12 protein-coding genes are annotated in these 13,981 nt (G+C 29.6%); 2 read left to right on the forward strand and 10 right to left on the reverse strand.

Annotation, left to right across the window (positions count from 1 at the left end; translation table 11 throughout):
- Positions 1–278: 278 nt before the first annotated feature.
- The gene (locus tag RWS90_RS06575; RefSeq protein ID WP_314549778.1) at positions 279–788 is read left to right on the forward strand and encodes a GNAT family N-acetyltransferase; all 510 of its coding nucleotides are present in this window, start codon (positions 279–281) and stop codon (positions 786–788) included.
- 33 nt (positions 789–821) lie between these two features.
- On the opposite strand, the gene RWS90_RS06580 is transcribed toward RWS90_RS06575, so the two are convergent.
- The 9 genes from RWS90_RS06580 to RWS90_RS06620 all read right to left on the reverse strand — a co-directional run bounded on the left by RWS90_RS06580 (position 822) and on the right by RWS90_RS06620 (position 12,627).
- A complete protein-coding gene (locus RWS90_RS06580; RefSeq protein ID WP_314549779.1) occupies positions 822–3,161 on the reverse strand; it encodes an endonuclease MutS2 in 2,340 nt (779 codons plus the stop codon).
- 163 nt (positions 3,162–3,324) lie between these two features.
- Positions 3,325–3,858, reverse strand: a complete 534-nt coding sequence (locus RWS90_RS06585) for a CvpA family protein (protein WP_314549782.1) — start codon at positions 3,856–3,858, stop codon at positions 3,325–3,327.
- 128 nt (positions 3,859–3,986) lie between these two features.
- Positions 3,987–5,636 carry a DAK2 domain-containing protein gene (locus RWS90_RS06590; protein WP_314549784.1) on the reverse strand — a complete coding sequence of 550 codons (1,650 nt, stop codon included), beginning with the start codon at positions 5,634–5,636 and terminating at the stop codon, positions 3,987–3,989.
- 11 nt (positions 5,637–5,647) lie between these two features.
- Positions 5,648–6,007: an Asp23/Gls24 family envelope stress response protein gene (locus RWS90_RS06595; protein WP_314549786.1), complete on the reverse strand. Its 360-nt coding sequence runs from the start codon at positions 6,005–6,007 to the stop codon at positions 5,648–5,650.
- A gap of 135 nt (positions 6,008–6,142) precedes the next feature.
- Positions 6,143–7,075, reverse strand: a complete 933-nt coding sequence (locus tag RWS90_RS06600) for a 2-dehydropantoate 2-reductase (protein WP_314549788.1) — start codon at positions 7,073–7,075, stop codon at positions 6,143–6,145.
- Between the two features lie 129 nt (positions 7,076–7,204).
- Entirely contained in the window at positions 7,205–8,251 is a 1,047-nt protein-coding gene (locus tag RWS90_RS06605; protein WP_314549790.1) for a PTS sugar transporter subunit IIC, read from the reverse strand.
- 175 nt (positions 8,252–8,426) lie between these two features.
- Positions 8,427–9,140, reverse strand: coding sequence for a 16S rRNA (guanine(527)-N(7))-methyltransferase RsmG (rsmG, locus tag RWS90_RS06610; protein ID WP_314549791.1), 714 nt, complete (start codon positions 9,138–9,140; stop codon positions 8,427–8,429).
- Entirely contained in the window at positions 9,133–11,016 is a 1,884-nt protein-coding gene (gene mnmG, locus RWS90_RS06615) for a tRNA uridine-5-carboxymethylaminomethyl(34) synthesis enzyme MnmG (protein ID WP_314549793.1), read from the reverse strand. The genes rsmG and mnmG overlap by 8 nt, the downstream gene beginning before the upstream one ends.
- A 210-nt stretch (positions 11,017–11,226) precedes the next feature.
- Positions 11,227–12,627, reverse strand: coding sequence for a cation:dicarboxylate symporter family transporter (locus tag RWS90_RS06620; protein WP_314549795.1), 1,401 nt, complete (start codon positions 12,625–12,627; stop codon positions 11,227–11,229).
- A 288-nt stretch (positions 12,628–12,915) separates the two neighbouring features.
- Between RWS90_RS06620 and RWS90_RS06625 the strand changes: the two genes are divergently transcribed.
- On the forward strand, positions 12,916–13,362 hold the full coding sequence (locus RWS90_RS06625; RefSeq protein WP_314549797.1) for a flavodoxin: 447 nt from the start codon (positions 12,916–12,918) through the stop codon (positions 13,360–13,362).
- Between the two features lie 42 nt (positions 13,363–13,404).
- Here RWS90_RS06625 and RWS90_RS06630 read toward each other — a convergent pair whose 3' ends face one another.
- Positions 13,405–13,908, reverse strand: a complete 504-nt coding sequence (locus RWS90_RS06630) for an Rrf2 family transcriptional regulator (protein WP_314549799.1) — start codon at positions 13,906–13,908, stop codon at positions 13,405–13,407.
- Between the last annotated feature and the right edge of the window lie 73 nt (positions 13,909–13,981).

The raw sequence follows: 13,981 nt of genomic DNA on the forward strand, positions 1-13,981 counted from the left end.
GGAATTAACGTTGACTTAATTCGTTTAGTTTTCAATGTTCAAATTGTTGCGATTAGCAACTTTTATAGTTTAACATTTTCAAAATAGTTTGTCAAGTATTTTTTGAAACTTTTTTAAAATGTTTTTTTGTCTTCATCAGAAGACTTTTATTATTCTACCATCTGTATTGAAATATGTCAACATGTTTTTTCAACTTTTTCATCTTTTTATATACCTACTTTACTTTTATCTTATAAATAGTTATTATATATATAATATTATAATTAAGAGGTTAAAATATGATTACTTTTAAAGAACCTATTGATGTTTCACTTCAACAAATAGAAGATTATAAAAATGAATTTAGTCTAAACAATGAATCAATTCACGGTGCTGCAAATTTAGCGGAGTTATCTGCTAAGGATTGGGTTCAATTTGTAGAAAAAACTAAACATAAAGAAACAGTCGCTCCTGGTTTTGTTACTGCACATACTTTCTTTGCACTAGATAATGATAAGATTGTCGGTATTATTAACGCAAGACATGAACTTAATGACTATCTATTGAATCACGGTGGTCATATAGGATATAGTGTCAGAAAATCAGAACGTAGAAAAGGTTACGCTAAGAAAATGTTAAACTACACTTCTGAATTTTTATTTTCACTTGGCTTAGATAAAATCCTTATTACTTGTGATAAAAATAACATCGCTTCAAAACGTACAATTGAATCATGTGGCGGTATTTTAGAAAATGAGGTTATAGAAGCAACTAGAACTACATTAAGATACTGGATATATAAAAAATAAGGTTAGGTTGGAATTAAATCCAACTTAACCTTCCTATCTCATCTCGACTACTGTAGCTCCCATGCCACCTTCGTTTTGACCTCCGGTTCTATAGCTAGCTACATATCTATTATTTTTAAGATATTCTCCGATATTTTTGCGAAGTATACCTGAACCTAAACCATGAATAATAGTAAATGTATCATACCCTTGAAGTATTACTTTATCCATGTAATTTTCAATCTCTCTTATAGCTTCTTCTGTATTTAATCCTATTACATTGATATCAATACCCACTTTTTTACTACTTACACTACTTGTGCTTACATATCGTTTAGCTACTTCTGGTTCACTATCAATTTTTCTAACTTCTTTTTTCTTGATATTTAGTTTCATAGCACCCATTTTAATTTGCAGGGTATTTCCTGAAATTTCTAAAACAGTCGCTCTTTGATTGTAACTTAAGACAAGTACATCGTCACCAACTTTTATTTCACTATTATTAAACTTAGGTTCACTCTCTAATTTCCTTTGTAATTTTATGTTATTCTTACTCTTATCCATAGAATGAAGTAATTCGTTAAGTTCATGTTGTTTCAAAGAAGTATTATCTTTAAATTCTCTATAAATTACAAGCATTTCTTCTTTTTTCGATTCTATTTCTTTGTTTAGCTCTATACTTAGATCATTATATAGACTTTCTTTATACTCTTCATATTTCTGTAGATTAGTTTCAAGAGTTTCTTTAACTTCATCAATTTCATCTAAAGTTTTATTTATATATTCTAATTTATAATCATATTCTCTAATACTCTCTGAAAGTTTATCTATAAATAGATTATTCTCTTTTACATTAACTTCTAATAACGAACTTGCTTCGTCTATAATAGATTGTTCTAAACCTAATTTGGCAGAAATATTTATCGCATTAGATTTCCCTGGTAACCCTATAATAAATCTATAAGTCGGTTTTAATTTTTCAAAATCAAATTCCATAGATGAATTTTTATAATACTCTGATTCAAAGCAGTAGTTTTTAATTTCTGGATAGTGCGTTGTACATAACATCGTTGCATTTAAATTCTTAAATTTCTCTAATAACGCAATTGACAGCACAGCACCTTCACTTGGATCAGTTCCAGAACACAATTCATCTAGTAGGATAATACTCTTATCATTTGTTTTATTTAATATATCAATAATATTAGTCATATGCGAAGAAAAAGTAGATAAGTTATTCTCTATAGATTGTTCATCTCCTATATCTACAAACACATCTTCAAAAAATCCAACTATCGATTCCTCTAAAGCAGGGATATAGAATCCTAAATGAGTTAAATATACACATAAGCCTACTGTTTTTAAAATTACTGTTTTACCACCCGTATTTGGACCAGTAATAATTAAAGAATTACCTTTATTGTCTAGAATAACATCGTTTTTCACAACAACATCTTTATCAATTAAAGGATTATATGCTTTCTTTAAATTAAGCTCTTGTGAATTTACTATATTTTGTTTATTAAATCCATTTCTTGCACAAAAATTCATTTTTGAAAAAATAAATTCAATTTGTGAAAAATTCCAAAGTGAATTTATAAGTTCATCTGCATTTTCTTTAATAACTTCAGAAGCTTCTTTTAAAATTCTAAGTATTTCTTCTCTTTCTTTACGTTTTAGTATTCCGATTTCATTATTAATCTCTACATTTTCTTTTGGTTCAACATAAAAAGTATTCCCCGAAGCACTCTCATCATGGATAATTCCACCAAAATCATTCTTATATTCAGGTTTCACTAAAATAACATCACGGTCATTTCTCTTTGTAACAATTGCTTCAGTTAATTTTTTAACATTTGAACGTAAGATATTTTTTAAAATTTGATCACTTTTATTTTTCAACTTAGAAATATTTACTTTGATATTTTTCAGTTCTAATGAAGCGTCCGGCCTTATATAACCATCCTCATCTATTATTCTATCTAGATATCTTTCAAGATCACTAAAATCATCTAGTTTAACTACATATTTTGTTAAACTTGGATATGAAGAATGTTCTTGTAATTTAATATTCTCAAATCTTCTAGAAAATCTATCATAAGTTATAATATTTCTTAATATATAGAAGAGTTCCTTTTCTGAAAGGACACTATCGACTTTAGCTTTCTTAACACTAGCATTATAATCAAATATTTTTAATTTAAATTCATTTGGATACTTTCTTAGTAAGTCATATCCTTCCTCATTTTCTTTATGAACTTCTATTAACTTATCATAATTTGTAATATATTCTAAACTTTTTATTTTTTCGTAAGACAACTCTGAAAAACAATATTTTTCTACATCTTTTAAAACTAAGTCTAAATTAAGTTTCTTTTGAGTAATTTTATTCAATCTAATCTCACTCCTTCTATCTAAATTTACATGCTTTATCTTTTTATAACACAAACTATTATACACCAAATACAAGCATTAAACAATTTCTTTCGATTAAAATAATAACCTGGTGTAAGTATACAAAAAATTCGAAGCATTTTACATACTCCGAATTTCTCAATTACTTATTAAAAAATAAACTAATAAACTGTTTTGATAATACTGGCGTGTTTTGTATTATATAGTCCGGTAACACCGAATCTTTAAATATCGCTACTTTCCAATCTGGAGTTGGAAGTACAGTAACAAAATACAATACAACAAACACTATTAAATAAATTTCCACAAATCCTAATATAGCACCTAAATATCTATCCGTAATTTTTATTAACGGTAATTTTCTAACAACTCCTAATGTTTGTGCTAGAATTTGTATTATTAATCGAATTACAATAAATAACACAATAAATGAAACTATACGATAGTATGCACTCGGTATATTTAGACCTTTATAAAATCCTTCTAAACCTTCTGTTACATCAGTTGGAATTGGAATCATGCTTGTAAATAAATATGCTAATCTCGAACTAAATAACATAGATACTACATAACCTATTACAATAGTTCCTAGATAAAAAATTTGCATAATTAACCCACGTTTGTATCCAAGATACGCACCGGCAAATAGTAAAAATGCAATAATTATATCAACCATGTTTTCTCCTTTCAATTCATATTCTATTTTACTTAAATTAATAGTATATTGATATTCTACTTTATCAACTTTAAAGTAGCATTAATCCATTTTAGACTAATGCTACTTTTTTATTTAACATTTAATTATTATTCAACTCCGATAATATATGGATATACCGGTTGTCCTGATTCAATAAGTTCTACTTCTACATCAGGATATTTTTCTTCTATTAATTGTTCTAAGAAATCAGTATATTCTTCTGTACTTTCTTCACCAAGGTATAATGTAACAATTTCAGTATCTTCGTCAATTGATTTTTCTAATAATTCTTCTAATACTGTATTAAGTGAAAGGTTAGAAACTACAATCTTACCATTTCTAATTCCCATAAATTCATCTTTCTTGATTTCAACACCTTCAATATTAGTATCACGAACAGCATGAGTCACCTCTAAAGTACTTACTGTAGATAATACTTCTTGCATATTTGCAAAGTTTTCTTCAGGAGCTGCTTGAGGATTAAATACCATTACTGCAGCTAATCCTTGAGGTGCCGTTTTACTTTCAACAACAAAGACATTTTCTTCAGCTAACTCCGCAGCTTGTTTTGCTGCAAGTTGAATATTTTTATTGTTAGGGAAGATGAAGATATTTTTAGCATTAACTTCTTTAATAGCCTTCATAATATCTTCAGTGGATGGGTTCATTGTTTGTCCCCCTTCTACGATATAATCAACTCCCATTGAAGTTAGAACTTTACTTAATCCAGCTCCCATAGAAATAGAAATCATCGCTTGTTCTTTAAGTTCTTTTGGGGCAGTTGCTTGTTTAGCTTCTTGTTTTCTAAGTACTTCACGGTGTTGTTCTCTCATATTATCAGATTTAATTTTGATAAGTTCTCCGTATTGTTGTCCGTAGTTGAACACATCCCCTGGAGTTTCTGTATGAACATGAATTTTTACATACTCGCTATCCGAAATAACTAGTAATGAATCCCCAAATTTACTCATATCGGCACGGAATTTATCTTCATCAAATTCTTTTTTCTCACCATCAAGGCGAACTGTAAATTCAGTACAGAATCCATATACTATATCTTCTGGGCTCATGAAGTCCATATCATGATCATCTTCAAACTGCATATCAACAACATTTGTTTCTACAGCTTCCAATCCGTCGATTTTTTCACCTTTTAGTGCTGCTACAAAACCTTGATATACACAAACAAGCCCTTGACCACCTGAGTCTACTACACCAACTTCTTTTAGTATTGGTAATAAATCTGGAGTTCTCTTTAATGAAGCTTGAGCTTCCACATAGATTGCCTCCATCACTTCAACTACACTATTAGTATTTTCTGCCGTTTTAACACCCGCTTCTGCAGCTTCACGAGCAACAGTTAAAATTGTTCCTTCTACTGGTTTAATAATAGCTTTATAGGCAATACTAACACCATTTTGAATAGCTGCTGCAAATTCTTTTGCATCAATTTCTTTTTTATCAGCAATATATTGAGACATTCCTCTAAATAGTTGAGAAAGGATAACACCTGAGTTTCCACGTGCTCCCATTAATAATCCTTTAGAAAAAGATTTACCTAATTCACCGATGTTCTCAACAACATTTGCTGCTGTTTCTTTAGCACCTGATGACATTGAAAGGTTCATATTTGTTCCTGTATCACCATCTGGTACAGGGAAAACGTTCAATGAGTTTATTTTTTCTGCATTCTTAGCCAAATTTTTTGATCCTAAATCAATCATTTCAGCTAAAACGAGTCCGTTAATTTTCTCCACTATCTTTCCTCCTATTTATTTACCTTGATGCCTTGAATATAAATGTTAATTTCATTTACCTTAACACCAAGAGTTTTTTCTATTTGATATTTTACTGAAGATTGAACATTGTTAGCTATTTCTGAAATTTTAGTACCATACATAACTATAATGTATAAATCAATTACTAATTTTTCTTCATCTTTTTTTACTACTATACCTTTTGCATAATTTTCTTTACGCAAAATTTCTGTAATTCCATCTTTAACCTGATTTTTACTAGCCATCCCTATAATTCCATAACAACTTACAGCTGCACCACCAGCTACTGATGCAATAACATCATCACTTATAGAAACATGACCAAATTCATTATTAATTTCTAATGACATATCTTTTCCTCCTATTTAAAAATAGTCAAATGAACATACGAACTATTATACCTTTTTTACCAAAAAAATACAAGTAAAACATTGATATTTCTTTATTTAGAGCCTTTTACAATCTCTTTTTAAAAACTTTATTTATTACTTATTTTTATTAATATATTCTTTAGAATGAATCATTAATGTAATAACATCACAGACAGGAGTTGGAATATTGTGTTTTTTTCCTAACCTAGAAACTTCTCCATTTAAATAATCAATTTCTGTTAATCTTCCATTTTTCATATCTTGATATAATGATGGATAATGTGCACCACCTGTTTCTAAAGAGAATAGATTTTTTATATTATTTTCTATTACTTCTTGATTCACATCTATTCCTTCTGCTCTTCCTACAGCTGTAACCTCATTTAAAACAGCACGAGTCAATTCTAAATTCTTATCAAAACTTCCATACTGATTAATATTGCAATCAATCAAAGTACAATATGTATTTAAAACACAATTTAATCCAGCTTTATGCCAAATAGATTGATATGTATCCTCTGAATATTTAATATTTAATCCAGAAGCATTTAATCTATTAACCAAGTCCAAAGTTTTATCTAAGTTATCTTCTTTAACTTGTTTTAACTCTATCTTACCAACTCCATGAGCATTCAATACCCCTGGTCCTGCTAGACCACTAGTCCACACCGTTACACCTATAAGTATATTCTCTTCTTTTATATAGTCTTTTAATGTTTGAACATGTCCTAGACCATTTAAGATACAAATGATTTTAGTATCTTTATGGAAAAGGTGTTTTACTTGCTCCAACATTGATCTTAATTGCATAGACTTTGTTGCCACAAAAACAACATCATATTTACCAGAAACTTGATCTGGTCTATATATTGGAATATAATAATTTCCTAAATCTTCTTCATCAATAATTACTTTTAACCCGTTATTTTTTATATTTTCAACATGTTCTTCCCAAGAATCGACAAATGTGACATCCTCGTTATTTTTAAACAACATATAACCAAACCTTGAACCTAATGCCCCTGCACCTGCAAATAATATTTTCATAATTTTTCTCCTTTAGTATTTTTTATTCTACACTAATTTTATAACTATATTGAAACTTTGTCAACGTCACCTACTATTTAATTTACACAAAAAAAGATATTCGAAACATTTCGAATATCTTTAAATTTCTTATAAGTTTTCTGGCTTATATGCATCTTTAGTGTATAACTTTAATACACCTGAGTAAAATCTATCTGCTACAAATGCTACAGTAAATGGAATTACAAAGAATGCTAATAATATTGGAAGTAAGTTTCCATTATTCATCGCATATGATTTTGTAGGTCCAATTAGACCGATAATTCCAAATCCTGCACTTTCATGTGTTCCAAGGATTTTCAAGAAATATCCTGAAAGACCTGTTATTGCTGCTGTAGTCAAGATTGTTATCAATAACTGCGGTTTACGTGCACAGTTTGGCATCATTAACTTAATAGCTCCTAAGATAATTGCTGCACTTGCACCTTTGTAATTAGCTCTATATGTACCTATCGCTAATACTGCAGCTGCTGATACTAATCCTAATGTGGCTGCTCCTGCTCCTACATAGTTTTCATTAGTGAATAAAATTAATCCCATGGCAACTGTTGATACAGGTGTAACTATTAAGAATGAAAACGCCATTGTAATTAATACACACATTAAAAGTGGTTGTAATTTTGTAAATTCAAAAAGTACAGATGCTAAAAGTTTAGTTAAACTCTTAGTGTAAGGTAATGTTACTAATCCTAATGTTGCTACTAATCCACCTGTAATTGGTAAGAAAATAATTGTAACAGCTCCGAACTTATCTTTAACAAGGTTAATTGCTAAAGCACCAACAATTGTTATTAAAATTACATTGAATAAATCTCCCATTGGAACACCAGTCCATGCTTTAGTTTGAGCATTAAAAGTTAATGATCCACTAGCTGCTAGAACTGTTGCACCTAATATCGCTGACTCTAATGGTTTAAATTTTAAACTTTGTCCAACAATAACTCCTACTAAAACCGGAATAGAAAATTGTAATAAATACATAGCTTGCGTTAATGTTGTAAACACCCCTGGAGCGAATAATGTTCCTAAGTACTTAAATAATGTACTCAAAACAGCATTTGGAATTAATCCAGCAACCACTCCTAGAGCTGTACCATTTAAAATTATGTTTAAAAAATCCTTTACTGATTTTGGCATAAATATCCTCCTTTTTTTATGTTTTAATGAATATAATAAATATAATAATACAAAATCAAAAAAAAGTAAAGAATTTTTTGAAAATTTCTCATTTTTTTCTTTCTTTATTTAAATAAAGTGTATACAAAAAAGGAGAATACGTATCTTTCACTACAAAATTCTCCTCCTTATGTCTTTATAGTAATGGTTTTTTATTAGGTGTTCCAGCTTTTCTTGGGTATTTATTTGGAGTTTCTTTAGCTTTTCTAATTTCTAGAATATGTCGCTCCTCTCCCTCAAGATCAAATTCTAAATCTCTTTCTAATTTCCCACCTAAAAGTTTAATTGCATTTATTGCTTCTTTTGTTTCCTCTTCAGCTTTTTGTGCTTTCAAGCTTAAAAAATATCCATCTTTTTTTACTAGCGGTAAGCAAAGTTCTGATAACACATTCAATCTTGCCACCGCTCTTGCAGTAACTATTTCAAAACTCTCTCTATATTCTTTATTTTGTCCAAACTCTTCTGCTCTAGCATGAACAAAATTACAATCAGTTAGACCTAATTCATCTTTCACTAAATTTAAAAACTTAATTCGTTTATTTAAAGAATCTACAATAGTAACCTTTAAATTAGGGTACAATATTTTTAATGGAATTGATGGAAATCCTGCTCCACTTCCAACATCACAAATACTTTCTATATTCGCATAATCTTTAAAAAATGCTAAAGATATAGAATCGAAGAAATGTTTTGTGTAAAATTCATCCTCTTCGGTAATTGCAGTAAGATTGATTTTTTGGTTCCATTCTACTACTAGATTATAGTATTTATTATACTGTTCTTTTTGTAGTTCCGTCAATTCTATACCAACCTTCTCTTTTACTGCATTATAGAATTGTTCTTTATTCATTATTCATACCTCTTCGTTGTTCTAAATATACTAATAGTATAGAAATATCAGCAGGATTGACTCCTGAAATACGAGATGCTTGACCTATAGTTAATGGTAAAACCTTTTTTAGTTTCTCCCTTGCTTCAAGAGCTAAGCTTGGTACTTCATCATAGCTTAAATCAACAGGAATTTTCATCTCATTCATTTTTTTAAGTTTTTCCACTTGTTGAAGAGATTTTTTTATATATCCTTCATATTTCACTTCAATTTCTACTTGTTCTATTACAGCTTTAGGAAGATCAGTTTTATCATTTGCTAAATAAAGTACATTAGCATGAGTTAGTTCTGGTCGTCTCAGCATATCAATTGCTAAAATTCCATCACGTATCTCAGCACTATTTAGTTCTGCCAGTTTTTCTAAAGTCGCGGCTGTTGGAGTTATTCTAAAAGTTTTAAGTCTTTCTATTTCATCAGCAACCATACTACGTTTTTCACAGAATTTATTATATCTCTCTTGTGTTACAAGACCATAGTTATAAGCTTTTTCTGTTAATCTCATATCCGCATTATCATGACGTAATAATAATCTGTGTTCAGCTCTTGAAGTAAGAAGTCGATATGGTTCATTTGTACCTTTTGTTACTAAGTCATCAATAAGAACTCCAATATACGCTTCATCTCGGCCAAGTATCATAGGTTCTTCACCCAGTACTTTACATGCAGCATTTATTCCTGCTATAATTCCTTGACCTGCAGCTTCTTCATAACCACTAGTACCATTAATTTGACCAGCAGTGAATAATCCATCGATTAGTTTCGTCTCTAAAGTCGGCCAAAGTGTTGTCGGATTTACAGCATCGTACTCAATAGCATAACCATTACGCATAATAACTGCATTTTCTAATCCTGCAATACTTCTAACCATGTCTCTTTGTACATCATCTGGTAAAGAGGTTGATAATCCTTGTACATAGATTTCTTTCGTATTTCTACCTTCTGGTTCTAAGAAAAGTTGATGTCTTTCTTTATCATTAAAACGCACATACTTATCTTCAATACTTGGGCAATATCTTGGTCCTGTTCCTTTTATTACTCCAGAGTACATTGCAGAACGACCTAAGTTTTTATCAATAATTTCATGCGTATTTGTATTAGTATAAGTTAACCAACAAGGAACTTGATCTTTTACAAATTCTGTAGTTTCATAACTAAATGCATGATTTTCTTCATCACCTGGTTGAATAGAAGTTTTCGTAAAATCTACACTATCAGCATTTACCCTAGGTGGTGTTCCTGTTTTAAATCTCACTAAGTCAAACCCTAATTCCTCTAATTGTTTAGCAAGATCAATAGATGGCATTTGATGATTTGGACCTGAAGAATATTTAATATCACCTATTACTATTTCTCCCCTCAAGTATGTCCCTGTAGTAATAATAATTACTTTAGCTTTATAAGCTGTACCCAGCATGGTTCTTAAACCAACCACTTTATTATCTTCGATAATAAGCTCACGTACCATTGCTTGTTCGATATCTAAGTTTGGCGTATCTTCTAAAACTCTCTTCATTTCAAGCTGGTACTCTACTTTATCTGATTGCATCCTTAGCGCTCTTACAGCTGGTCCCTTTGCAGTATTCAACATCTTACTTTGAATATTTGTTTTATCGGCTACACGTCCCATAAGTCCACCTAATGCATCGACCTCACGGACAACAATTCCTTTCGCTGGTCCCCCAACGCTCGGATTACACGGCATAAAACCAATAGTATCTAAATTAATTGTAATCATTAAGGTTTTCACACCTTTTCTACTAGCAGCATGCGCAGCCTCAATACCGGCATGTCCTCCTCCAATTACAATAACATCATATTCTTTTAAAAATTCAGTCATAGTACCTCCATATATTTTAACGTAATTGCAAAATAATGCTTTGACCAAAATTTTGATTGATTACTAAATTTTTACTTTTATAATATTATCATATTGAGAACAAAAACACTAATAATATACCTAATTTATATTAAAAAAACAAGTAGCCTATGTAATTACTTCAAAAAAATATATAAAATCGCAGTACAATTTGTACTGCGATTAAGTTATCTATTCTGAAATTCTTTCAAATTTATTAAATTCTTCTTTATTAAATAAACCTAAATGTTTATCTACCATAATTGAATTCGTCATACCACCACTTACATTTAAGCATGTACGCCCCATATCTAAAATTGGGTCCACTGCTAAGATTGGATTAATTTGATTAAATAATGCTCCAAAACCTACTCCATTTACAGATACCGATGCTGCTGTAATAGATGTACCCGGTACCCCAGCTATACCAACAGAACCTAACGTTACAACAATCACTGTCATAATGAATAATGTTGTATCAATTGTTATTCCATTTGCATTTGCTAAAAAAACAACTAACATTGTTGGATAAATACCAGCACATCCTTGCATTCCTGCTGTAGATGAGAATGAAGCTACAAAATTAGCTGTTGATTGGTTAACTCCCATCTCTTTAGTAAGTGTACTAATAGTAAGAGGCAGCGTTCCTGCACTAGAACGCGAAGTAAATGCTAAGACTAATGGTTTACTAGCTTTTTTAAAATAAGTTATAGGTGAAATACCGTGTAGCATAATGAATAATCCTTGAATTACAAATTGAATTGCTACCGCTATATATAATAAAGCTATAAATAACAATACATCTTTTATTGATTTTAAGCCTCTTTGCGCAATTGTATTAGCTAATAATGGTATTACCGCATATGGTAATAGTCTAATTACTAAGACTGTCATACGAGAAACAATTGCATGTAAACTAGAAATATAGTCTACAAATGTTTTAACTTTATTTTCATCTTTATTTTGAATATATCTTGCTGCTAATCCTATAAACATCGCAAAGATTACTACACCGATAACATTAAATTCAACCATTGCTTTAATCGGATTTGAAGGAATTAATTCACGTAAAATTGTTACAACATTCTTCACTTCTTTAATTTTACTTTCTCCATTTCCTAAAGCAATAGAACTACTTCCAAGTTTAAATACTGCAGAAACTACAAATCCAACAATTGAGCTTATTGCAACCATTCCTAAAGTAACAATTAATGTAAGACGCGTTAATCTCTTCACATCAGTGTTTGCGTTAATATTAACAATAACATTAATAATTGAAACTAATACTAACGGAACAATCAGCATTTTAATCAAGTCAATAAATCCATTACCGAATAATGAATACCAAGTTGTAATTTCAGCTACATATTTAATTTTCATAGGTTCATCGCTAAATCCTGAGTATGCTTGAATAGCGATTCCTAAAGCTAAACCTATAAATGTAGATAACAAGGTTCTTTTTGAAGAACTAACTCTTTTCTTTGCTAAATAATACATTAAGTAAAATAATGCAAATAATACTACTAAAAATAATAAAGTTTCCTTTGTGGAAATCATAATAAATTTCTCAAAAAATGTAAATTTGTTTTCCATTGTCTATCCTCCAAATGAGTTTCTCTCTCATCTTCTTTTTGATTTTGTAAAATTTTAATCTTGGATTTTACTCCATCTACAGATAGAATGGAAAAGGTTTAAACCTTTTACCATATTGTACCTCCGTTAATAAAGATAACATATATTAAACTACATTTGTAATCTTTTTTCAATAGTTTTGCTCAAAAAATATCCTTTTACAGAATTTTTTTATTTACTAAATATTTTTAATGCGTTATAATTATCTTTAGTTATTATTTATTTACAAATAGAATGGAGGGATTTTTTTTGAATATTAAATTAGTTTATGCGAGTTTAACTGGTAATACTGAAATGTTATCTGATTTAATGATAGAAAAATTCGAAGAAGAAAAAGGGTTAGAAATAGAAAAGTTATTTATTGAAGACATGGTAGATTTTGATTTTCTTGATGATGCTGATGCTTTTATCGTTGCCACATACACTTATGGTGAAGGTGAATTACCTGAAGAAATGGAAGAATTTTTTGAAGCTCTTGAAGATAAAAATTATGAAGGAAAAATATACGGTGTTATCGGTACAGGTGACACTATTTACGATGAATATTGCGTTTGTGTAGATCAATTTGATGAACAAATTGCAAAAACAGGTGCTACCAACCCAACTGAAAATCTTAAAATTGAAATCGAAGCTGATACTGATGAAGATTTTGAAAATATAGATAAATTTATCGAAGCGTTTGCTAGTGCTTTGTAATATTAAAAGTCGACTATGATTAATTCATAATCGACTTTTTCTCTATCCTTTAAAGAAGACATTTACTCTCTCAAATTCTTCTTCCCAATTATTCCAATCTAACCTAATCTTAGAATTTTCTTCTAAAATATCTTCTACTAGGCTCTCTATTGTAATATCTTCTAAAGAAGATTTAATAGCTTTATTAACAGTATTGACTTTTTTCAGATATTTACTATAACGTTTATCTACTGCCAAAGCTCCCTCAAAAATTTTTGAAACATAATCTGTTTTTAGTGCAAAAATTTCTACCTCATCATTAAGCGCTACATATATATCATATAATGTAACTTTTTTATTAGATTTATACTTATATCCTCCGCCAATACCTGTATTAGCTTTCACTAAATCATTGACAACCAGTTTTCTCATAATTTTTTTCAGATATGTTGGAGAAATATTTAAACGCTGGCTAATTTCCTTCGAATTCAAGAAAACATGCCTATCTTGAAGGTATAACATTACCATAATACAGATTGCTTGTTCAGTACTTTTAGTTAAATGCATAAACTCAACCTCTTTTCTTTTTTGTATATAACTCTACTTACATCCTTATTTTATGATATATTTTTATAATTGT

This window comes from uncultured Gemella sp., assembly GCF_963529685.1.
Classification (GTDB): domain Bacteria; phylum Bacillota; class Bacilli; order Staphylococcales; family Gemellaceae; genus Gemella.

What these genes read in the sequence shown, in the direction of transcription:
- RWS90_RS06575 (WP_314549778.1), top strand. Translation starts at nt 279, where the DNA reads ATGATTACTTTTAAAGAACCTATTGATGTTTCACTTCAACAAATAGAA.
- RWS90_RS06585 (WP_314549782.1), bottom strand. Translation starts at nt 3,858, where the DNA reads ATGGTTGATATAATTATTGCATTTTTACTATTTGCCGGTGCGTATCTT.
- RWS90_RS06595 (WP_314549786.1), bottom strand. Translation starts at nt 6,007, where the DNA reads ATGTCATTAGAAATTAATAATGAATTTGGTCATGTTTCTATAAGTGAT.
- RWS90_RS06600 (WP_314549788.1), bottom strand. Translation starts at nt 7,075, where the DNA reads ATGAAAATATTATTTGCAGGTGCAGGGGCATTAGGTTCAAGGTTTGGT.
- RWS90_RS06605 (WP_314549790.1), bottom strand. Translation starts at nt 8,251, where the DNA reads ATGCCAAAATCAGTAAAGGATTTTTTAAACATAATTTTAAATGGTACA.
- rsmG (WP_314549791.1), bottom strand. Translation starts at nt 9,140, where the DNA reads ATGAATAAAGAACAATTCTATAATGCAGTAAAAGAGAAGGTTGGTATA.
- mnmG (WP_314549793.1), bottom strand. Translation starts at nt 11,016, where the DNA reads ATGACTGAATTTTTAAAAGAATATGATGTTATTGTAATTGGAGGAGGA.
- RWS90_RS06620 (WP_314549795.1), bottom strand. Translation starts at nt 12,627, where the DNA reads ATGGAAAACAAATTTACATTTTTTGAGAAATTTATTATGATTTCCACA.
- RWS90_RS06630 (WP_314549799.1), bottom strand. Translation starts at nt 13,908, where the DNA reads ATGCATTTAACTAAAAGTACTGAACAAGCAATCTGTATTATGGTAATG.